We start from the raw sequence: 19510 nt of genomic DNA, 5'->3' as shown, positions 1-19510 counted from the left end.
TACCTATCCCGGGGACGGCAGTGGTTCTGCCACTGCTGCTGGTCTCAGGGTGACCAGCCAGTAGAGCAGCGCCAGTAAGTTGATAGCCGCACCCAGGCCACATACGGCTATCCAGCCGCCCCAGGCGTACATCATCGTGGCACCCACCGAACCCAGGGCGCTGCCCACCGAATAGAACAGCATGTAGCCGGCGGCCAAGCGGCTCTGGGCCTCGGGCCGCACGCTATAGATCAGGCTTTGGCTGGTGACATGTACGGCTTGCAGGCCAAGGTCGAAGATGATTACACCGAGCAATAATGCCCACAGTGAGGATTGGGTGAACGCGATGGCCAGCCAGGACAGCAACATCAAGATCAGTGCGGCACCACTTACCCATTGTGCAAACCCGCGGTCGGCCCAATGTCCGGCGCGGGCTGCGCCCAAGGCGCCGGCGGCACCTGCGAGGCCGAACAGACCGATTTGCGTGTGGGACAACGATAAAGGCGGTGCGCTCAAGGGTAATACCAGCGGGGTCCACAACACGGTGCCCGCCGCGAAAACCAGCAGCGCCAGCACGGCGCGATCACGCAGCACTTTTTCTTGGCGAAACAGGCTGAATACCGAACCGATCAACTGGCTGTATGACGACGAGGGGCGGGGCTGTTCGGTGCTGGGCAAGGCTCGCCACAGCAGCAGCGCCATCAGCAGTGTCAGACCGGCCGAGAGCAGGTATACCGAGCGCCATCCGGCCAGGTCCGCCATCAGGCCGGAGACAGTTCGTGCCAGCAGCAAGCCGACGACAATCCCGCTGGTGACCAAGCCCACCACATGCCCGCGTTGTTGTGGTTGTGCCAGGTTCGCGGCATATGCCACCAGAACCTGCGTCACCACTGCCAGCAAGCCCGTCAGCAGCATTGCGATCAGCAGCCAGGTGCTGCTGTCGGACAGGGCCACCAGCAACACGGCGAAGGTCGAGAGCAGCAGTTGGCTGACGATCAAACGTCGGCGGTTAAGCAAGTCTCCCAGCGGCACCAGTAATAGAAGGCCGATGCCATAGCCGACCTGGGACAGGGTGATAATGACGCCGACGGTCGCGTGATCCATGGCAAAGGTATTTGCCATGGCGTCCAGCAACGGTTGGGCGTAATAGACATTGGCGACCGATAAGCCACAGGCGATGGCGAACAGCAGGACCACGGCACCGCTCAAGGGGGATTGTGTCATGGAGGGTTTCCCAGTTAGGTTTCAATTTAAAACCAGTTGTACGGTAGGTATTCTGGTTTTATATTGCAACTACATTTCTGAGAAGTACTTGCCGACCATGGTCAAGCTCACCCGTTTTGAAAGCGCCGAATGCCCTGTGGCGCGCTCGCTGGATGCTATCGGCGATGGCTGGGCGCTGTTGATCATTCGTGATGCGTTCGATGGTATTCGCCGCTTTGGCGAGTTCCAGCGCAGCCTGGGGATGGCCAAGAATATTCTCGCCATGCGCCTGCGCAGTCTGGTGGCCCATGGGGTTTTCGAGATCGTTCCAGCGTCCGATGGCAGCGCTTATCAGGAATATGTTCTGACGGAAAAGGGCAGGGGGTTGTTTGCCGTGATCATTGGTTTACGGCAGTGGGGCGAGGCGTTTTTCTATGCCGAGGGCGAGGCCCATTCGGTGGTCGTTGATTGTGAGCAGGGGCAGCCCCTGCGCACGTTGGAGTTACGCTCGGCAGATGGCCGCCTGCTGGGGCCTGAGGATTGCCGCCGGATTGCCCCTCAGGCAGAAGGTTGATCAGGTTTTCGCAAAGCGCCAACCATATCGGCCACGGTGCTTAAAACATCCTTGGCTAGCTGCATCGAGCGTTTGCCGGACCAGCCGGTGTGGGGGTTGGGTGCGTTGTCGTTGTCCTTGAACGGCATCTCCAGTGTCAGGGACAGGCAATCGAATTTCTGGCCCACACTGTTGCAGGCCAGGGTCATGTTGGCTTCGCCGGGCAAGTCGCGGGTGTAGCCATGGATGGCCTGGAAGTCGCGGGTCAGGGCGCTCAAGTGGCTGCGAAAGTGTTTTTCCAGTTGCTCGATACGCGGTGTGTAACCGGGATTGCCTTCACATCCAGCGGTGAATACATAGGGGATTTCCTCGTCACCGTGAATGTCTAGGAACAGGTCGACGCCGTATTTTTCCATTTGCTGCTGAACGAACAGCACCTCAGGGCTGATTTCCTGGCTCGCACTCTGCCAGGCGCGATTGAGATCCTGACCCATGGCGTTGGTGCGCAAGTGACCCAGGAAAGCGCCATCCGGGTTCATGTTCGGCACTAGATACAGATCGGCGGCCGCCAGGAGTTTTTTCAGTTCGTCATCACCGTCCTGCTGCAGGCGTTCGATGATGCCTTCCATGAACCATTCGGCCATGTGCTCGCCAGGGTGCTGCTGGGCAATGATCCAGACCTTGCGCTGTCCTTCGGTACCCTTTCCGCGGCGCAGCAGGGGAATATCACGACCCTGCACACTCTTGCCAGTGGCCAACAGCTGCGCGCCGGCACGATTGAGCGCCTGGTCGATCAGCCATTCGTGACGTTCTCGGCTGTAGGGTTCGAAATACGCGATCCAGGCTTGTTTTTCACGGGTCTGGAGGTTGATGTGCAAGGTTTCGCCATCAAAACGTGTCGGCACCCGGAACCAGTTGATGTGATCGTAGGAAGCCACGGCGTTGTAGCCGCTCCAGGCGTGTTTGTAGGAAGACTGACCGGCATTGCTCAGGCGGAACGTGTGCGTGTGCCCAATGTGCATGCCTTCTGCCTTGAAGTGGAACCATTGGAAATGCTGGCTGCAGGTATCCGGCTTGATTGCAAGCAACACTTGGTAGGCATCGCTGGCATCGAGTACCTGAATATTGCCACTGTCGAAATCGGTGCTGATTTTGATGGAGGTCAAGGCCACGGTCATAGTCTGGTTTGCCTGAATATGAAAGTTGTGGCGGGCAGTTTACACAGCCGGAAGGCAAAGTCTGGACGCAAATTGTTGCGATGGGGGAGGGGGCGTCATCCGTGACGCAACGGCAGCTTAGAACCTATGAGATTGATTCTCAAGTGCTATTTTGGAAAGAACCGGGCTAGAGCGCTCAATCGACTTCTTTCGGCGATAGTCTTTTGCTACCATGCGCGCCATCAAGCAATACACAGTCTTCATTAGCCTGAAGCCACGCCAGAAAAACTGGCAAAAAAAAGACCCGGCCAAAGAGCCGGGTCAAAAACCGTGATTAGCCTGATGAGGAGATATTCCAAGAGTCCGACCTAAGGTCCCTTGGTCTATCGACTGATCTCGCGATCAGTTGCTTGCAATAGTAATCATTATCATTTGCAAGTCAAATGTTTTTATCTGCCAGAGAGAAATATTTTTTCCTTCTGCTCCTGCAGTCCTCCCGGATTAACGCATTTCTGTGTCTGTCCGTTGCAGTGGACACTCCAGCATGGCTTTGGCCATATCAATCAGATACACCACTGAAAACGCCAGGTCACGGGTCTCACCCAGCTTGTTGTTCGCCAATCCATAAGCGATGGCAGAGGCGCTGCGCAGCAGGTCCGAGGCATGTACCAGGGCGTCTTCGGTGCTGAGGTCGGGGTTTATCTTGAACAGATTCTCGTTCGATGACGTCTGGCTGACATCTTCTTTCAAGTAATAGTCCAGCGCGCGGCGTACGGCCGTGCTGCCACGCAGGAACATCAGTTCATCATCAGATGTACCAGGTAGGTGATCCGGGGCTGTTGTCATGAAGTCGGTGCTCAGGGTGAGGGTGGATGTCATCTCAATTTTAGTACGTACTGTATTTGTGTGATTGTATTGATTAATACAAACTGTTTATTGTTGGTGAAAATACACACTGTATTGTCACGGCCATGGATAAATGGATAGCACTGGTCAAAACCACAATGAAGGCCCGCAAGGTCACGCAGGATCGGCTCGCCGAGCGCCTGGGTATGTCCCAGGGCGGCATCGGTCACTGGCTGACCAAGCGCCGCATACCGAGCCTTGCCGACATGAATCGGGTTATCGAGGCACTCGGACTGGAGGGGCTTGAGGTCGCCTTGGTGATTCGTGAAAAGTCGGGCGAGCCGATTGACGACAGGTCGTCCCTGGCGCGCTACAACCCGTACTTTCGTTATCCGGTAAGTGACTGGAAGGGCGTGTGCGAGGTCCGCGAAGAGCGCCTCGCCTATGGCGCGGCGCGTTTTGAATCCACTGACTATCACGCACGCGGTGAGGCGTTCTGGCTGCAGGTCACAGGTGATGCCATGACGGCACCCACCGGCCTGAGTATCAGCGAGGGCATGATGATCCTGGTGGATCCTGCCATCGACGCCGAGCCCGGCAAGCTGGTGGTCGCCCAGTGGGCCAACAGTCCCCAGGCGACTTTTCGCAAGCTGCAGGAGGAGAGTGGCCAGCGTTATCTGGTGCCGCTCAACCCGACCTACCCTAAAACCCTGTTCACCGGCGAATGCCAGATCATCGGCGTAGTGGTGCAGGCAACCGTGAAGTTTTAGGAGGGCGCATCCAACTCCACCAGCGTGCTTCCTTCTCCCACCATTTCACCTTCCTGGCAATACAGCGCCTTGACCACCCCGGCATGTGGCGCACGGATGCTGTGTTCCATCTTCATGGCTTCAAGCACGACCAACTGAGCACCGGCTTCAACAGCCTGCCCGACCTCCACCAGCACACGCACGATGCTGCCGTTCATGGGCGCAATCAGGCCGCCCAGGTGTGCCTGTCCGGCCTCGACCGCAGCAATGGGATCAAACAGCGTCACACCGTGCAGCTCACCTTCCCAGCGCAGGAAAAGTGTCTGTTCATTGCGTACTGCCAAGTGAGAGCGGCGCAGGCCTTGCTGCTCGATTACCAATTGTTCGCCCAGCAGGCGAGGTGCATTGACAGCTTGCAACATCACTAATCGGTCCTGACCGGCGCAGCTCAAATGCAGTGAGGTTTCGGCGGCCAGGCCGGGGCGAAAACCAAGCGTCGAGGCCCACGGCGAACAAGGATCGTCATCCCTAACCTTTATCGGTTGGCTTTGCATGAACCCATGGCCCGCCGCCTGCCAGAACTCATCGCTCAGCTCGCTGGCGGCAGGCAATAATTGCTCCTGGTAACGCGGGATAAATCCGGTGTCCAGTTCGGCGGTGGCAAACGCTGGATGGCCGATGATGCGTCGTAAAAAGCCCAGGTTGGTCTTCACCCCTCCGACGGTAAACTCGTCGAGCATGCTTAACAGCCGCAGGCGCGCCTGTTCGCGGTCCTCGCCCCAGGCAATCAGCTTGCCCAGCATCGGGTCGTAGAAAGGCGACACGCTATCGCCTTGCTCGACGCCGCTGTCTACCCGCCGTCCCGGGCCGGGTGCAGACTCGCGGTATAACGCCAGTTGGCCAGTTGCCGGCAGGAAATCATTGGCCGGGTCTTCGGCATACAGGCGCACTTCAATCGCATGCCCGCGCAGGGGCACTTGTTCCTGGGTCATCGGCAACGGCTCACCTTGGGCCACGCGAATCTGCCAGGCCACCAGGTCGAGGCCGGTAATGGCTTCGGTTACCGGATGTTCCACTTGCAGGCGTGTGTTCATCTCCATGAAGAAAAACTCGCCCCGGGCGTCCAGCAGGAACTCCACGGTACCGGCGCCGACATAGCCAATGGCCTGTGCGGCGCGGACGGCCGCCTCACCCATGGCCTTGCGCAATGCAGGGCTGAGACCGGGCGCAGGCGCCTCTTCGACGACCTTTTGGTGGCGGCGCTGGATCGAACAGTCGCGCTCATTGAGGTATAGGCAATGGCCGTGGCGATCGGCAAACACTTGGATCTCCACATGACGAGGCTTGATCAGATACTTCTCCACCAGCATCTGTGCGTTGCCGAAAGACGACAAGGCTTCGCGCTGTGCCGAGGCCAGGGCTTCGGCCAGTTGGCTGACATCCTCCACCACTTTCATGCCCTTGCCACCGCCGCCGGCGGTGGCCTTGAGCAGCACCGGATAGCCGATGCGTTCGGCGGCCTGGCGGAAAGTCTCCAGGTCCTGTGCCTGCCCGTGATAACCCGGCACCAGCGGTACACCGGCGGTTTCCATCAGGGCTTTGGCGGCGGATTTGCTGCCCATGGCATCAATGGCCGAGGCGGGTGGCCCGAGAAAGACCAGCCCGGATGCTTCAATGGCGCGAGCAAAATCCGGGTTCTCCGAGAGAAAGCCGTAGCCTGGATGAATAGCCTGGGCCCCGCTGGCCTTGGCGGCAGCGATCAGTTTATCGATTTGCAGGTAGCTGTCGGCGGCTTTGCTACCGCCCAGGTCGACGCGGATATCCGCCTCGCGGCTGTGACGGGCATCGCGGTCGGTGGCGCTGTGGACTGCAACGGTGGTCAGTCCCAATGCCTTGGCCGTGCGCATGATCCGACAGGCGATTTCCCCACGGTTGGCTACCAGTACGCAGGTAATAGCAGGTGAACTCATGAGCGCGGCTCCTGGGGTTGCCAAGTCGGCGGACGTTTTTGCAAAAAGGCCCGCAAGCCTTCCTGGCCTTCGGCGCTGACGCGGATACGCGAAATAGCGTTTTCGCAATAACGTCGCAGGGCCGGTGTGAGCGCGCCGTTACCGACCTCACGCAACAAGTCTTTGCTGGCACGCATGGCCGCCGGGCTGTTGAGCAACAGGTTGGCGGTCCACTGCTCTACCTGCTGCTCCAGTGCGTCACGGGGATAGCTTTGCGCCAACAGTCCGATCTCTTGCGCCCGCTGGCCGTCGAAGCGGTCTGCCGTCAGGGCGTAACGACGTGCTGCCCGTTCGCCAATGGCCTGCACGACAAACGGGCTGATCACTGCTGGCGCAAGGCCGATGCGCACTTCCGACAGGCAGAACTGTGCATCATCGGCACCAATGGCCATGTCGCAACAACTGATCAAGCCCAGGGCACCGCCGTAGGCCGCGCCCTGAACCACCGCCAGCGTCGGGATCTTCAGCTTGGCCAGGTTGTACATCAACTCTGCCAGCTCCCGCGCATCGTCCAGGTTGGTGTGGTAATCCAGCTCGGCCGATTGCTGCATCCAGGCCAAGTCCGCGCCGGCACTGAAGTGCTTGCCGCGTCCACGCAGCACCAGGAAGCGCAGGGCCGGATCGCCTTGGACCCGATCCAGGGCAAGGATCAGCTCGCGGATCATTTCGGCGTTGAAGGCGTTGTTCTTTTCCTCGCGGCTCAGCCAAAGGGTGGCAAAGCCTCGCGGGTCGGTGATCAGTTCGAGGGTATTGAAATCGCTCATGGGGTACAGCTCCATTTACATGCGGAACACGCCGAAGCGGCTCGGCTCGATAGGGGCGTTCAGCGAGGCGGACAACGCCAGGGCCAGTACGTCGCGGGTCTGTAATGGGTCGATGACACCATCGTCCCACAGGCGCGCACTGGAGTAATAAGGGTGACCCTGGGTTTCGTACTGGTCGAGGATCGGCTGTTTGATGGCCGCCTCTTGCTCTGCGGTGAACACCTGGCCGCTGCGTTCGGCCTGTTCGCGCTTGACCTGCGCCAGCACCCCGGCCGCCTGTTCGGCACCCATCACGCCGATGCGTGCGTTGGGCCACATCCACAAAAAGCGCGGGTCATAGGCGCGACCGCACATCCCATAATTGCCTGCTCCGAAGCTGCCACCGATGATCACGGTGAATTTCGGCACCTTGGCACACGCCACTGCCGTCACCAGCTTCGCGCCATGCTTGGCAATGCCACCCGCTTCGTATTTCTGCCCAACCATAAAACCGGTGATGTTCTGCAAGAACAGCAGGGGAATCCCGCGCTGGCAGGCCAGTTCGATAAAGTGCGCGCCTTTCTGCGCGGCCTCTGCGAAAAGGATGCCGTTGTTGGCGAGGATTGCAATTGGGTAGCCATGCAAGTGTGCGAAACCGCACACCAAAGTGGTGCCGAACAGCGCCTTGAACTCATCGAACACTGAACCGTCCACCAGTCGCGCGATGACTTCACGCACATCGAATGGCTGCTTGGCGTCGGCCGGGATGACCCCGTACAACTCGTCGGCGCTATACAGCGGTGCTGCTGGTGCGCGTTGCTGTAACTGGCCCTGCTTGCGCCAGTTGAGGTTGGCCACGCTGCGGCGAGCCAAGGCCAGGGCATGTTCGTCACTCTCGGCGTAGTGGTCGGCCACACCGGAAATCTTGCAATGCACGTCGGCACCGCCTAGGTCCTCGGCGCTCACTACTTCGCCGGTCGCGGCTTTTACCAGTGGCGGCCCGGCGAGGAAAATGGTGGCTTGCTGGCGCACCATGATCGCTTCGTCTGCCATCGCCGGCACATAAGCGCCACCGGCCGTGCAGGAACCCATGACCACGGCGATCTGTGGGATGCCCTGGGCACTCATGTTGGCCTGGTTGAAGAAAATCCGTCCGAAGTGCTCGCGGTCGGGAAAGACTTCGTCCTGGCGTGGCAGATTGGCGCCGCCGGAGTCCACCAGGTAGATGCACGGCAAGCGGTTTTGCTCGGCAATGGTTTGTGCGCGCAGGTGTTTTTTTACGGTCAGCGGGTAATAGGAGCCGCCTTTTACTGTGGCGTCGTTGGCGACGATCATGCATTCGACGCCTTCTACCCGCCCGATTCCGGCAATCACGCCGGCGGCGGGCACATCTTCGCCGTAGACCTGATACGCGGCCAACTGGCTGAGTTCGAGAAACGCCGAGCCAGGATCGAGCAGGCGGTTGATGCGTTCGCGGGGCAACAGCTTGCCACGCGAGGTGTGTCGCTCCTGGGCCTTGCTGCCGCCCCCTTGCTGGACCTGGGCAAGTAGGGTGTGCAACGCATCGACCTGTTTGAGCATCGCCGCGCTGTTGGCGGCAAACTCCGCCGAGCGTGGGTTGAGCTGGGTGTGCAAAATCATGGCTACTCCGTAGCAGCTTCAAGTTTCGAGCTGCAAGCTACAAGTCAGAAGCAAGAGCGCAGTTTCTTGCTGCTTGTTGCTTGAGGCTTGCTGCTGACGAAATTCACTTCGTCTCGTTAAACAGTTCGCGGCCAATCAACATGCGCCGAATCTCACTGGTGCCCGCACCGATTTCATACAGCTTGGCGTCACGCAGCAGGCGCCCGGCGGGGAATTCGTTGATGTAGCCGTTACCGCCGAGAATCTGGATCGCGTCCAGCGCCATTTGCGTGGCGCGTTCGGCGCTGTAGAGGATCACCCCGGCTGCGTCCTTGCGTGTGGTTTCGCCACGCTCGCAGGCCTGGGCCACGGCGTAAAGGTAGGCGCGACTGGCATTGAGCTGGGTATACATGTCGGCGACTTTGCCCTGGATCAGCTGGAACTCGCCGATGCTTTGGCCGAACTGCTTGCGGTCGTGAATGTAGGGGACGATCAGGTCCATGCAGGCCTGCATGATTCCGGTAGGGCCGCCGGACAGGACCACGCGCTCGTAGTCCAGGCCGCTCATCAGTACTTTCACACCGCCGTTGAGCGCGCCGAGAATGTTCTCTTCGGGTACTTCTACGTCGTCGAAAAACAGCTCGCAGGTATTGGAGCCGCGCATGCCCAGCTTGTCGAATTTGTTGCTGCGGCTGAACCCCTTCCAGTCACGCTCGACGATGAACGCGGTAATGCCATGGGCGCCTTTTTCGAGATCGGTTTTGGCGTAGATCACATAGGTATTGGCGTCGGGACCGTTGGTGATCCAGGTCTTGCTGCCGTTGAGCACGTAGCGGTCAGCGCGTTTGTCGGCGCGCAGTTTCATCGAGACCACGTCGGAGCCGGCATTCGGCTCGCTCATGGCCAGGGCGCCGATGTGCTCGCCACTGATCAGCTTGGGCAAATAGTTGAGCTTTTGTTCATGGGTGCCATTGCGGTTGATCTGGTTGACGCAGAGGTTGGAGTGCGCGCCATACGACAAGGCAACCGACGCCGAGCCACGACTGATCTCTTCCATCGCCACTACGTGGGCCAGGTAGCCCAGGCCGGCGCCGCCGTATTCTTCTGGCACGGTGATGCCCAGCAGGCCCATGTCACCGAACTTGCGCCACATGTCGGCGGGGAACAGGTTGTCGATGTCGATTTGCGCGGCTCGAGGCGCCAGTTCCTTGGCCACGAAGGCCTGCACCTGGTCACGCAGCATGTCGATGGTTTCACCGAGGGCGAAATTCAGGGAGGGGTAACTCATGGACGGGCACCTTTTTAAGCATTGTTGTTGTGTGGGCGAATTGTGCCGCCTGGGCACTCACCTTTACGTTAACGTAAGCTTGCGTTGCATGGCTGTCAATCGTAGTTTACGTTAACGTAAAGCAAGCCGCCGTCCACCTACAAAAAAGACAATAGGGGCCGTTATGGATCAACTGCATCAGAGCTACAGCCGTGGCTCCCAAGACAAGGCATTGCTGGCCATGACCATTGGCCAGGCGTTCGACCAGACGGTCGTGCGATACCCGGAGGACGACGCCCTGGTGGTTCGCCACCAACACCTGCGTTACACCTGGCGGCAACTGGCCGAGGCGGTCGACCTGCATGCCCGTGCATTACTGGCGTTGGGTCTGCAGGCGGGTGATCGCCTGGGAATCTGGGCGCCGAACTGCGCCCAGTGGTGTATCAGTCAAGTGGCCAGCGCCAAGCTGGGAGTGATCCTGGTCAATATCAATCCCGCCTATCGCAGCAGTGAGTTGGAGTACGTGCTCAAGCAATCTGGCTGTCAGTGGTTGGTCTGTGCCGGATCATTCAAAACCTCGGATTACCACGCCATGTTGCAGGAGCTGGTGCCTGAGTTGGGCGAGCAACCCATCGGCCAGATGCAGTGCGAGAAACTTCCTGAACTGCGCGGGGTGATTAGCCTTGATCCCCGACCGCCCTCGGGATTCCTGTCCTGGTCGCAACTCGCGGCCCTCGGTGCAGAAGTCCCCCATACGCAGTTGCATGACCGCCAGGCCAGCCTGCATTTCGACCAGGCCGTCAACATCCAGTACACCTCCGGCACTACCGGATTCCCCAAGGGGGCTACCCTCAGTCACCACAACATTCTCAATAACGGCTACATGGTCGGTGAAAGCCTGGGGCTCACCGTACAAGATCGCCTGGTGATTCCGGTGCCGCTCTATCACTGCTTTGGCATGGTCATGGGCAACCTGGGTTGCATCACCCACGGCACCACGATGATTTACCCCAATGACGGCTTCGATCCGTTGCTGACATTGACTGCCGTCGCCGAAGAACAGGCCACCGGTCTCTATGGTGTACCCACTATGTTTATCGCCATGCTCGATCACCCGCGTCGTGCCGAGTTCGATTTGTCGAGCCTGCGCACCGGAATCATGGCGGGCTCCACTTGCCCAATCGAGGTGATGCGCCGGGTAATCAGCGAGATGCACATGGGCGAGGTGCAGATTGCCTATGGCATGACCGAAACCAGCCCGGTTTCGCTGCAGACCGGGGCGGATGACGACTTGGAGCGTCGTGTAACCACCGTAGGGCGGACCCAGCCGCAACTGGAAAACAAGATCATCGACCAGGCCGGCAATACTGTGCGTCGTGGTCACGTCGGCGAGTTGTGCACCCGTGGCTACAGCGTGATGCTCGGTTACTGGAACAACCCCATCGGCACCCTCGAAGCCATCGACGACGCCGGCTGGATGCACACCGGCGACCTGGCGACCATGGACGAGCAGGGCTACGTGTGTATCGCTGGGCGCAACAAGGACATGATCATTCGCGGTGGCGAGAACGTGTACCCACGGGAGCTGGAAGAGTTCTTCTTCACCCACCCGGCAGTCGCCGATGTGCAGGTCATCGGCATCCCGGACGCGCGCTACGGCGAAGAAATTGTTGCCTGGATCAAGTTCCATCCGGGCCATGTTGCCAACGAACTGGAATTGCAAACCTGGTGCAAGGGGCGGATTGCGCACTTCAAGACACCCAGGTATTTCAAGTTCGTGGACGAGTTTCCAATGACGGTGACAGGCAAGATCCAGAAGTTCCGGATGCGCGAAATAATGATCCAGGAGTTGGAGGTAAAAGACACATAAGGTGTGCCCATTGACTGTGAGAGCGGGCTTGCTCGCTCTCGCATGAGGTGGGGGGCGCGAAGTTATGTCCATCCAGACAGCACAAAGGGGACCCGAAGGTCCCCTTTAATTTGTCGTTGCCGTGCTCTTTTTTATTATTGAGGGGCGGTCTGTTGTTGTTTTTATCAACCGTGGCCCTTTACCGCTGTTTTGGCGACCCCCATCCGGGGTCAAGAGCAAACGTATTTTTTTGAACGCTGATCTGCCTCTTCGCACGCGATCCAACCAGTGGGTAGCTACCTTGAGGTAGTTTTATTGTTCTCTGCCCGGTTGCGAGTAATGGCATCTGCCACACCCTGCGAAGCATATCTTCTTCAAAAAAATCTGTTAGCTGCGTCTCTGCCGTGTTGTTTTTGTTATGTCAGAGTCGGTTCGTCTTATTTTTATTAGGTTTGGTGCTTTTTATTCTTGTTATGCAATAGAGATAGCAGGAGCCGTGCCAACTTTTAAAAGTCTTTAAAAATCAATGACTTGATTTTTGCGTGGGAAATTTGCTTCGGTAAATGCGACAAGATATGTTCCCGCGTTACCCGATGTGTGGAGGCGCGGTAACACATTGTCACACCGGGGTTACTCGCTCGGCGTTACGTGCCTTGGCCACACGCGAGCCGGTAGGGCGGCCCAGAACGGCACTGATCTGCTGGCCCGCCAGGATCAATCGCTCAAGCTCAACCCCGGTCTCGATCCCCAGGCCGTTGAGCAGGTACAGCACGTCTTCGGTGGCGACGTTACCACTGGCTCCCTTGGCATAAGGGCAGCCGCCAAGGCCGGCGATGGAACTGTCGAATACCTGGATGCCTTCCAGGAGGCTGGCGTAGATATTGGCGATGGCCTGACCGTAGGTGTCATGGAAGTGCCCTGCCAGTTTGTCTCGAGGAACGTCTTTACCGACCACCTCAAACAGGCGCCGGGTCGCGCCGGCTGTGCCGGTGCCGATGGTGTCGCCCAGGGATACTTCATAGCAGCCCATCGCATACAGCTCGCGAGCGACGGCGGCGACTTGTTCCGGTGCAACCGCGCCTTCGTAAGGGCAGCCCAGCACACAGGACACATAGCCGCGCACGGTTACGCCATGCTGTTTGGCCGCCGCCATGATCGGCGCGAAACGCTCCAGGCTTTCCCCGATGGAGCAGTTGATATTGCGTTGGGAAAACGCCTCGGACGCGGCCGCAAACACCGCTATCTCCTTGACGCCCGCCGTCATCGCATCTTCAAAGCCCCGCAGGTTCGGTGTCAGCGCACCATACTTGACGCCGGCCTTGCGCTGAATCTGCGCAAACACATCGGCAGAGCCGGCCATCTGCGGCACCCACTTGGGCGACACGAAGCTGCCCACTTCGATATAGCCCAGGCCGGCGGCGGTCAGCGCGTCCACAAGCTTGACCTTGTCAGCAACGCTGATGGGTTGCGCTTCATTTTGCAGGCCATCGCGAGGACCGACTTCCACCAGTCGCACATGTGAGGGGAGGGACATGACAGTTACCTCTTAAGAATGGTCAACCTGGCTTTGCAGGGTTTGTTGCAGCGCCTGGGTGCAGCGCTCTTCGGCGGTGTCCAGCTCCAGCTTCATCTGTTCGATGTCCAGCAACTGCTGCTCCAACTGCTCACGGCGTTCGGTAATCTTCGCCAACATGCTATGCAACTGTTTCTGATTGCCACTGGAAGGGTCATAGAGCTCGATCAGCTCGCGGCATTCGGCCAGGGAAAAGCCGATACGCTTGCCGCGCAGGATCAACTTCAAGCTGACCTTGTCCCGTGGCGAATAAACGCGTTCCTGGCCCCGTCGTTCCGGGGACAGGAGGCCTTGTTCCTCGTAGAAACGAATTGCGCGGGTCGTGATGTCGAGCTCGCGGGCGAGGTCGGAGATGCTGTAAGTCGTGCTCATGAGGGCGCTCGAGAAGGTCTTGGCGCTAAACTAATGTCAGGTTGACGTAAACGTCAAGCGCGTTGCCTGCTTTGGTGAGTGAGCGGATAGCTGTGGCGAGCCCGCTTGCCACCCAAGCATGTCAGGCCTGTTGTTTGTCCAGTTTTTTCTCATGGGCCGTGACTTGCTGGCACAGCTCAATCATCTGCTCACGCATCCAGCGGTTGGCCGGGTCCTGGTCGGTGCTTTCGTGCCAATACAGATGTGTTTCCACCGGTGGCACGTCATTGACCGGCAAGTTGAACGAATGCAGTTCGTTACGCCGGGCAAAGCGTTCGGGTACGGTCATTACCATGTCGGTCTGCTGTAACACTTGGGAGGCCATCAAGTAGTGCTGTGAACGCAGGGCGATCTTGCGCTGGATACCCATTTTGCCCAGGGCCAGGTCGACGTGGCCCAGACCGTTGCGGCGGCTGGAAATATGGATATGGGTCAGTGACAGGTAATCGTCCAGGCTCAGTTTTTCCTTGCCTGCCATCGGGTGGCCCTTGCGCATCGCACACACGTAGCGGTCCTCCATCAGCTTGACATGGCGCACCTGTGGGTCGGTGTTGAGTGGCGCATCCACGGCAAAATCCAGGCGACCGGCGGCCAGCTCCTTGGTGGTTTCCCGACGCTTGGACAGGAAACTTTCGATCACCACGGTGGGTGCCAGGCGGCGCAGGCGCTGGAACAGTGGAGGCAGGATCACCGCTTCGGTGAGGTCGGTCATGCTGATGCGATAGGTCTTGGCTGCCTGCTGTGGGTTGAAAATGCGGCTTTCCTGCACCGATACCCGCAGCAACGACAAGGCATTGCGCACCGGCCCGATGATGTTCTGCGCCATGGGCGTGGGCACCATGCCCTGGGCGGTACGCACGAACAACGGATCATTGAATGTCTCGCGCAGGCGTGCCAGAGCGTTCGACACTGCAGGCTGTGTAATGCCGACGATCTGCCCGGCACGGGTCAGGTTGGCTTCGGTATAGATCGCGTCAAAGACGATGAAGAGGTTGAGGTCGACCTTGCTCAGATTCATTTCACTGCGCTCTTATTGTTGGGTTGCCATAGGTCGATCATATATCGGTGATGAATGTTAATACATGCCGAGAATAGGCTAGGTTAATTTTCGTAGCTGTTCTAGCATCGATTGCATGACCTAAACAACCTGCCAAGAAGGTAGCTGATCATGGATTTCGCTTATTCGCCCAAGGTTCAGGAACTGCGTGAGCGCGTCACCGCGTTCATGGATGCTTACGTTTACCCTGCCGAGCCAGTGTTTGAACGCCAGGTCAGCGAAGGTGATCGCTGGCAACCCACGGCCATCATGGAAGAACTCAAGGCCAAGGCCAAAACCGAAGGGCTGTGGAACCTGTTCCTGCCGGAATCCGAGTTGGGTGCGGGCCTGACCAATCTGGAATACGCACCGCTGGCAGAAATCATGGGGCGCTCGTTGCTGGGTCCGGAGCCGTTCAACTGTTCGGCGCCTGATACCGGCAATATGGAAGTGCTGGTGCGCTACGCCAACGAAGAGCAGAAACAGCGCTGGCTCGAGCCTTTGCTGCGTGGCGAGATCCGCTCGGCGTTCGCCATGACCGAGCCGGACGTTGCTTCCAGCGACGCGACCAACATGGCGGCCCGGGCGGAACGTGACGGCGATCAGTGGGTAATCAACGGTAAAAAATGGTGGACCTCCGGCGCTTGTGATCCGCGCTGCAAGATCCTGATCTTCATGGGCCTGAGCAACCCCGATGCACCGCGCCACCAGCAGCATTCGATGATCCTGGTGCCCGTGGACACCCCAGGTGTGAAGATTGTGCGCCCGCTGCCGGTGTTCGGTTACGACGATGCCCCACATGGTCACGCCGAGGTACTGTTCGACAACGTTCGGGTGCCCTATGAAAATGTGCTGCTAGGCGAGGGTCGTGGTTTTGAGATTGCCCAAGGGCGCCTTGGCCCGGGCCGGATTCACCACTGCATGCGTTCCATCGGCATGGCCGAGCGTGCGCTGGAGTTGATGTGCAAGCGCTCGATCAGTCGTACGGCGTTCGGCAAGCCATTGGCTCGGTTAGGGGGCAATATCGACAAGATCGCCGATTCGCGGATGGAGATCGACATGGCTCGCCTGCTGACCTTGAAGGCGGCGTACATGATGGACACCGTTGGTAATAAGGTGGCGAAAAGCGAAATCGCCCAGATCAAGGTGGTGGCACCGAACGTTGCCTTGAAAGTCATTGATCGGGCTATCCAGATCCATGGTGGTGCCGGGGTGTCCAACGACTTTCCGCTGGCCTATATGTATGCGATGCAACGCACCTTGCGCCTGGCGGACGGGCCGGATGAGGTACATCGGGCAGCGATTGGCAAGTTCGAGATTGGCAAGTATGTGCCTCAAGAGGTGATGCGTAGCGGGCAGTAGGGTCGAGGTCTCGGGGGGCGCAGGAGTATGTCCCCCACCCCTCAATACACCCAGACTTCCACCCGCCGATTCTTGATCCGCCCTCCATCCGCAGTATCCGCAGCCACCGGCATCTGCGCACCGAAGCCGCGTATCTCACGCATTACCACACCACTTTTGACCAGCTCCCGACGTACCGCCATCGCACGCAGTTTCGACAGCAGGGCCGCGCGCTGGGGGGCATCCTTGGCATCACCGAAACCCACCAGCGTCACCTGCTTGTTTTGTTTGCCGTGGCGCTTGATATAAGCCACCACCCGCAGCAAATCCTGGCGTGCCTTGTTATCCAGGCTCGCGCTGCCTTCCTCGAAACGAAAGTTCACCGTAAGCCGCAGGGCTTGGCGGGCAATGGCTTGATAATCGTCGGGCATCGATGCCCGGGGTTCTACCGCGATGGCTTGTACCTGTTGCGCGATAAAGCCATTGGCGGCGACGATCGCCTGGCCTTTGCTGCTTTGGGCGAAACTCACCAGCGCCTTGGCCCACGGATTCTGGCTGGTGGGCGGCAGGTAAAAAAACAGTCGGCGTGACAGCGGGTAATCCTCGGTGGCTATCAGGCTGTTCAAGGGCAACATCGCCTGGGAGTCGCCGTCGCTGATGGCGACGGCCTTGGCCTGGCGCACATAAGGCAGGCCGATAAAGCCTATGCCCAGGGGATCTGCGCTAACCGCATCCGACAACCGCTCGCTGGATTCAAAACGCTGGGCCGCCGGCTCCAGCACTTTGTCGCGACGGTTGAGAACCAGTTCTCTAAAGGTGTCATAGGTTCCGGACTGATCGTCCCGGGCGTATAGATTGATCCGCCCACCCATACCGCCCAGTTGTTCCCAAGTCCTGACCTCGCCGCTGAAAATCTGTGCCAGTTGATTGGTATTCAAGGTGTTCAGCGGGTTGCGCGGATGCACAATGATTGCCAGGCCATCGATGGCTATCACCTGTTCGGCCTCCGGGCTTTTCAGGTCGCCGAGGCTTTCCAGTGCCACCAGCTCGTTGTCCTTGATCGGGCGGGACGAAGCAGCCAGGTCGCTGTGGGCAGTGTTCAGCGCGGTAAAACCGGTGCTGGAACCATGGGCGGCCACCTCCACGGTGACCGGTCGGCCGTGACGGGTCTGGCCGGTGATGCGCAGCTCGTTGGCATGCCCGGCTGCTTCGCTGTGTAGCGCCTTCAGCCCCTGTTGCTCCATCAGGCCCATGACCAGCGCCGGGCCCAATGCAGCGCCAATGGTGTTCGAGCCTTGAATACGCAAGACCGGGCCATGCTCGGGCAAGGGCAGCGCAGTGGCGCAGGCGTTTAGGGGGAACGAGGCGAGCAAGGCCAGCAGGGATAAAACGCGCAGCATCGTGCCGGCACCTTCTTTAGCCAAAGGGAATGCCGGCAGATTAAGTCAGAGGCGTTGCATAAATGTGACGACGCAGGCGGTTGCGTCGCCGCCAGTCGATCAGCTCAATTCAAGCCAGATCGGTGCATGATCCGAGGGCTTTTCCAGGCCGCGCAGTTCATAGTCCACCCCGGCATCCTTGACCCGGGGCAACAAGCCGTTGGACGCCATGATCAAGTCAATACGCAGGCCGCGCTTGGGCTCGTCCTCAAAGCCGCGGCTGCGATAATCGAACCAGCTGAAACGGTCTGTCACCTCAGGGTTGAGGTGGCGGAAACTGTCCGTCAGCCCCCAGCTTTTCAGGCGGGCCATCCATTCGCGTTCTTCCGGCAGGAAGCTGCATTTGCCGGTTTTCAGCCACCGCTTGGCGTTGTCGGCACCAATGCCGATATCGCAATCTTGCGGAGAGATGTTCACATCACCCATCACCACCACGGCCTGGTCATTGCTGAATCGGGTTTCCAGCAGTTGTTGCAGGTCTTCGTAGAAACGTTGCTTGGCCGGGAATTTGGTGGGGTGGTCGCGACTTTCGCCCTGGGGAAAGTAACCGTTCATGATGGTGATCGGGTTGCCATTCGCATCGGCGAAGGTGCCCCAGATAAACCGTCGCTGTGCGTCGTCGTCGTCACCGTCAAAGCCTTTGTAAACGGCCAGAGGCTCCTGGCGTGAGAGAAGGGCGACGCCATAGTGGCCTTTCTGGCCGTGGTAATACACGTGATAACCCAGGGCCTGGACCTCGGCCAACGGGAACTGATCGTCGTGAACCTTGGTTTCCTGCAGGCCAATCACGTCCGGCTGATGCTTTTCGATCAGTGCCGCCAGCTGATGAGGGCGCGCGCGCAGCCCGTTGATGTTGAAAGAGACGATTTTCATGGTCGGCAGTCCAAGCTTGGCAAAAGTGCGATGCTAGCCGACAAGTCGGACGGGAGCCAGCGTGGCGGTAGGACAGATGCACTGCTAATGTCTCCTGATAGCCTACGGCAGGGAACGAGTCAGCGGCCACAGGCTCGTACCATATAAGAGCGCAACCTTTTGAGTCGCGCCCAGGAGACGCTTGATATGTCGGACACTTCCACCGCCGTTGCCCAAATCCACCTGCTCGACCGCGGCTATTCCCGCGAAGCCCGCTCCCTGTTGTACCAGGCCTATCGGCATGAGCCGACCTTCGCCTATTTATTCGAGGCCGAACGCGCCGGGTATGAACAACGGGTGCGCGCCACAGTGCGGGAGTTGGTCAAGCAGCATTTTTTCCAGGAGTTGCCGGCCATTGGCCTGCTGGTCAACGACCGCTTGATCGGGATCGCCTTGATCGCGCCACCACAACGGCGACTGGGAATTACCGAAAGCTGGGCCTGGCAATTGCGCATGTGGCTGGGGGCCGGGGTCAAGGCGACCCGGCGCTACCTGGAATACCATCAGGCGGTGCTGGCGTGCCTGCCGTCGGAGGCGGTGCATGTATTGCCACTGCTGGGGATTCATCCGCAATTCCAGGGCAAGCATTACGGCGAGCAGTTGCTTGAGGCGGTGCATAACTGGTGTGCAGAAGACCCCCATTCCCAAGGCGTGGTGCTGGACACTGGCAATCCGCTCTACCTGGAGTTCTACAAGCGTCAGGGCTATCAAGAAATAGGAGAAATTGCAGTAGGACCAATCCGGGAACATGTGTTTTTTCATCCGAATCCGCAAATATTACAAACTGCAACGACTTAGATAGAATTATTCAGATCGTTCCTGG

General features: G+C 58.9%; 17 protein-coding genes. 5 read left to right on the top strand and 12 right to left on the bottom strand.

Annotated features, from left to right (window positions below; genetic code table 11):
- Positions 1-3: 3 nt before the first annotated feature.
- Positions 4-1203 carry an MFS transporter gene (locus tag OQ460_RS14345; protein WP_410018117.1) on the bottom strand — a complete coding sequence of 400 codons (1200 nt, stop codon included), beginning with the start codon at positions 1201-1203 and terminating at the stop codon, positions 4-6.
- Between the two features lie 97 nt (positions 1204-1300).
- Between OQ460_RS14345 and OQ460_RS14340 the strand changes: the two genes are divergently transcribed.
- On the top strand, positions 1301-1756 hold the full coding sequence (locus OQ460_RS14340) for a winged helix-turn-helix transcriptional regulator (protein ID WP_410018116.1): 456 nt from the start codon (positions 1301-1303) through the stop codon (positions 1754-1756).
- Here the strand turns inward: OQ460_RS14340 and OQ460_RS14335 are convergent.
- Positions 1741-2913 (bottom strand): M14 family metallopeptidase, encoded by a 1173-nt coding sequence (locus OQ460_RS14335; protein WP_410018115.1) that lies wholly within the window; start codon positions 2911-2913, stop codon positions 1741-1743. The two genes, OQ460_RS14340 and OQ460_RS14335, sit on opposite strands and share 16 nt — an antisense overlap.
- Before the next feature lie 480 nt (positions 2914-3393).
- Positions 3394-3738: a DUF6124 family protein gene (locus tag OQ460_RS14330; protein ID WP_410022010.1), complete on the bottom strand. Its 345-nt coding sequence runs from the start codon at positions 3736-3738 to the stop codon at positions 3394-3396.
- 125 nt (positions 3739-3863) lie between these two features.
- Between OQ460_RS14330 and OQ460_RS14325 the strand changes: the two genes are divergently transcribed.
- Complete coding sequence (locus OQ460_RS14325) at positions 3864-4508, top strand: LexA family protein (protein ID WP_410018114.1); 645 nt, start codon at positions 3864-3866, stop codon at positions 4506-4508.
- Here OQ460_RS14325 and OQ460_RS14320 read toward each other — a convergent pair.
- From OQ460_RS14320 to OQ460_RS14305, 4 genes are all read right to left on the bottom strand, one after another.
- On the bottom strand, positions 4505-6457 hold the full coding sequence (locus OQ460_RS14320) for an acetyl/propionyl/methylcrotonyl-CoA carboxylase subunit alpha (protein WP_410018113.1): 1953 nt from the start codon (positions 6455-6457) through the stop codon (positions 4505-4507). The two genes, OQ460_RS14325 and OQ460_RS14320, sit on opposite strands and share 4 nt — an antisense overlap.
- Positions 6454-7260, bottom strand: coding sequence for a gamma-carboxygeranoyl-CoA hydratase (locus OQ460_RS14315; RefSeq protein WP_410018112.1), 807 nt, complete (start codon positions 7258-7260; stop codon positions 6454-6456). Before OQ460_RS14315 ends, OQ460_RS14320 begins: the two co-directional genes overlap by 4 nt.
- A gap of 15 nt (positions 7261-7275) precedes the next feature.
- Positions 7276-8880 (bottom strand): carboxyl transferase domain-containing protein, encoded by a 1605-nt coding sequence (locus OQ460_RS14310; RefSeq protein WP_410018111.1) that lies wholly within the window; start codon positions 8878-8880, stop codon positions 7276-7278.
- A gap of 103 nt (positions 8881-8983) precedes the next feature.
- Positions 8984-10147 (bottom strand): isovaleryl-CoA dehydrogenase, encoded by a 1164-nt coding sequence (locus OQ460_RS14305; protein WP_410018110.1) that lies wholly within the window; start codon positions 10145-10147, stop codon positions 8984-8986.
- Between the two features lie 163 nt (positions 10148-10310).
- On the opposite strand from OQ460_RS14305, the gene OQ460_RS14300 reads away from it, so the two are divergent.
- Entirely contained in the window at positions 10311-11996 is a 1686-nt protein-coding gene (locus OQ460_RS14300) for an AMP-binding protein (protein ID WP_410018109.1), read from the top strand.
- 598 nt (positions 11997-12594) lie between these two features.
- Here the strand turns inward: OQ460_RS14300 and OQ460_RS14295 are convergent.
- The 3 genes from OQ460_RS14295 to OQ460_RS14285 form a co-directional block, all read right to left on the bottom strand.
- Positions 12595-13509 (bottom strand): hydroxymethylglutaryl-CoA lyase, encoded by a 915-nt coding sequence (locus tag OQ460_RS14295; protein ID WP_410018108.1) that lies wholly within the window; start codon positions 13507-13509, stop codon positions 12595-12597.
- A gap of 12 nt (positions 13510-13521) precedes the next feature.
- Positions 13522-13920, bottom strand: coding sequence for a MerR family transcriptional regulator (locus OQ460_RS14290; RefSeq protein WP_410018107.1), 399 nt, complete (start codon positions 13918-13920; stop codon positions 13522-13524).
- A 121-nt stretch (positions 13921-14041) separates the two neighbouring features.
- On the bottom strand, positions 14042-14977 hold the full coding sequence (locus OQ460_RS14285; protein ID WP_410018106.1) for a LysR family transcriptional regulator: 936 nt from the start codon (positions 14975-14977) through the stop codon (positions 14042-14044).
- A 150-nt stretch (positions 14978-15127) separates the two neighbouring features.
- Between OQ460_RS14285 and OQ460_RS14280 the strand changes: the two genes are divergently transcribed.
- Positions 15128-16357, top strand: coding sequence for an acyl-CoA dehydrogenase (locus OQ460_RS14280; RefSeq protein WP_410018105.1), 1230 nt, complete (start codon positions 15128-15130; stop codon positions 16355-16357).
- A gap of 41 nt (positions 16358-16398) precedes the next feature.
- Here OQ460_RS14280 and OQ460_RS14275 read toward each other — a convergent pair whose 3' ends face one another.
- Together OQ460_RS14275 and xthA are read right to left on the bottom strand one after the other, a co-directional pair.
- Positions 16399-17736 carry a substrate-binding domain-containing protein gene (locus tag OQ460_RS14275; protein ID WP_410018104.1) on the bottom strand — a complete coding sequence of 446 codons (1338 nt, stop codon included), beginning with the start codon at positions 17734-17736 and terminating at the stop codon, positions 16399-16401.
- Positions 17737-17835: 99 nt separating this feature from the next.
- On the bottom strand, positions 17836-18648 hold the full coding sequence (xthA, locus tag OQ460_RS14270; RefSeq protein WP_410018103.1) for an exodeoxyribonuclease III: 813 nt from the start codon (positions 18646-18648) through the stop codon (positions 17836-17838).
- Positions 18649-18834: 186 nt separating this feature from the next.
- On the opposite strand from xthA, the gene OQ460_RS14265 reads away from it, so the two are divergent.
- Complete coding sequence (locus tag OQ460_RS14265; RefSeq protein WP_410018102.1) at positions 18835-19485, top strand: GNAT family N-acetyltransferase; 651 nt, start codon at positions 18835-18837, stop codon at positions 19483-19485.
- Positions 19486-19510 lie beyond the last annotated feature (25 nt).

Origin of the sequence: Pseudomonas imrae, assembly GCF_046352735.2 — a bacterium.
Classification (GTDB): domain Bacteria; phylum Pseudomonadota; class Gammaproteobacteria; order Pseudomonadales; family Pseudomonadaceae; genus Aquipseudomonas; species Aquipseudomonas imrae.
The sequence above is the reverse complement of the archived record's forward strand: the minus strand, read 5'-3'. Positions and strand labels throughout refer to the sequence as shown.

Coding starts and splice junctions, on each gene's coding strand:
- OQ460_RS14345 (WP_410018117.1), bottom strand. CDS start 1,203: ATGACACAATCCCCCTTGAGCGGTGCCGTGGTCCTGCTGTTCGCCATC.
- OQ460_RS14340 (WP_410018116.1), top strand. CDS start 1,301: ATGGTCAAGCTCACCCGTTTTGAAAGCGCCGAATGCCCTGTGGCGCGC.
- OQ460_RS14335 (WP_410018115.1), bottom strand. CDS start 2,913: ATGACCGTGGCCTTGACCTCCATCAAAATCAGCACCGATTTCGACAGT.
- OQ460_RS14330 (WP_410022010.1), bottom strand. CDS start 3,738: ATGACAACAGCCCCGGATCACCTACCTGGTACATCTGATGATGAACTG.
- OQ460_RS14325 (WP_410018114.1), top strand. CDS start 3,864: ATGGATAAATGGATAGCACTGGTCAAAACCACAATGAAGGCCCGCAAG.
- OQ460_RS14320 (WP_410018113.1), bottom strand. CDS start 6,457: ATGAGTTCACCTGCTATTACCTGCGTACTGGTAGCCAACCGTGGGGAA.
- OQ460_RS14315 (WP_410018112.1), bottom strand. CDS start 7,260: ATGAGCGATTTCAATACCCTCGAACTGATCACCGACCCGCGAGGCTTT.
- OQ460_RS14310 (WP_410018111.1), bottom strand. CDS start 8,880: ATGATTTTGCACACCCAGCTCAACCCACGCTCGGCGGAGTTTGCCGCC.
- OQ460_RS14305 (WP_410018110.1), bottom strand. CDS start 10,147: ATGAGTTACCCCTCCCTGAATTTCGCCCTCGGTGAAACCATCGACATG.
- OQ460_RS14300 (WP_410018109.1), top strand. CDS start 10,311: ATGGATCAACTGCATCAGAGCTACAGCCGTGGCTCCCAAGACAAGGCA.
- OQ460_RS14295 (WP_410018108.1), bottom strand. CDS start 13,509: ATGTCCCTCCCCTCACATGTGCGACTGGTGGAAGTCGGTCCTCGCGAT.
- OQ460_RS14290 (WP_410018107.1), bottom strand. CDS start 13,920: ATGAGCACGACTTACAGCATCTCCGACCTCGCCCGCGAGCTCGACATC.
- OQ460_RS14285 (WP_410018106.1), bottom strand. CDS start 14,977: ATGAATCTGAGCAAGGTCGACCTCAACCTCTTCATCGTCTTTGACGCG.
- OQ460_RS14280 (WP_410018105.1), top strand. CDS start 15,128: ATGGATTTCGCTTATTCGCCCAAGGTTCAGGAACTGCGTGAGCGCGTC.
- OQ460_RS14275 (WP_410018104.1), bottom strand. CDS start 17,736: ATGCTGCGCGTTTTATCCCTGCTGGCCTTGCTCGCCTCGTTCCCCCTA.
- xthA (WP_410018103.1), bottom strand. CDS start 18,648: ATGAAAATCGTCTCTTTCAACATCAACGGGCTGCGCGCGCGCCCTCAT.
- OQ460_RS14265 (WP_410018102.1), top strand. CDS start 18,835: ATGTCGGACACTTCCACCGCCGTTGCCCAAATCCACCTGCTCGACCGC.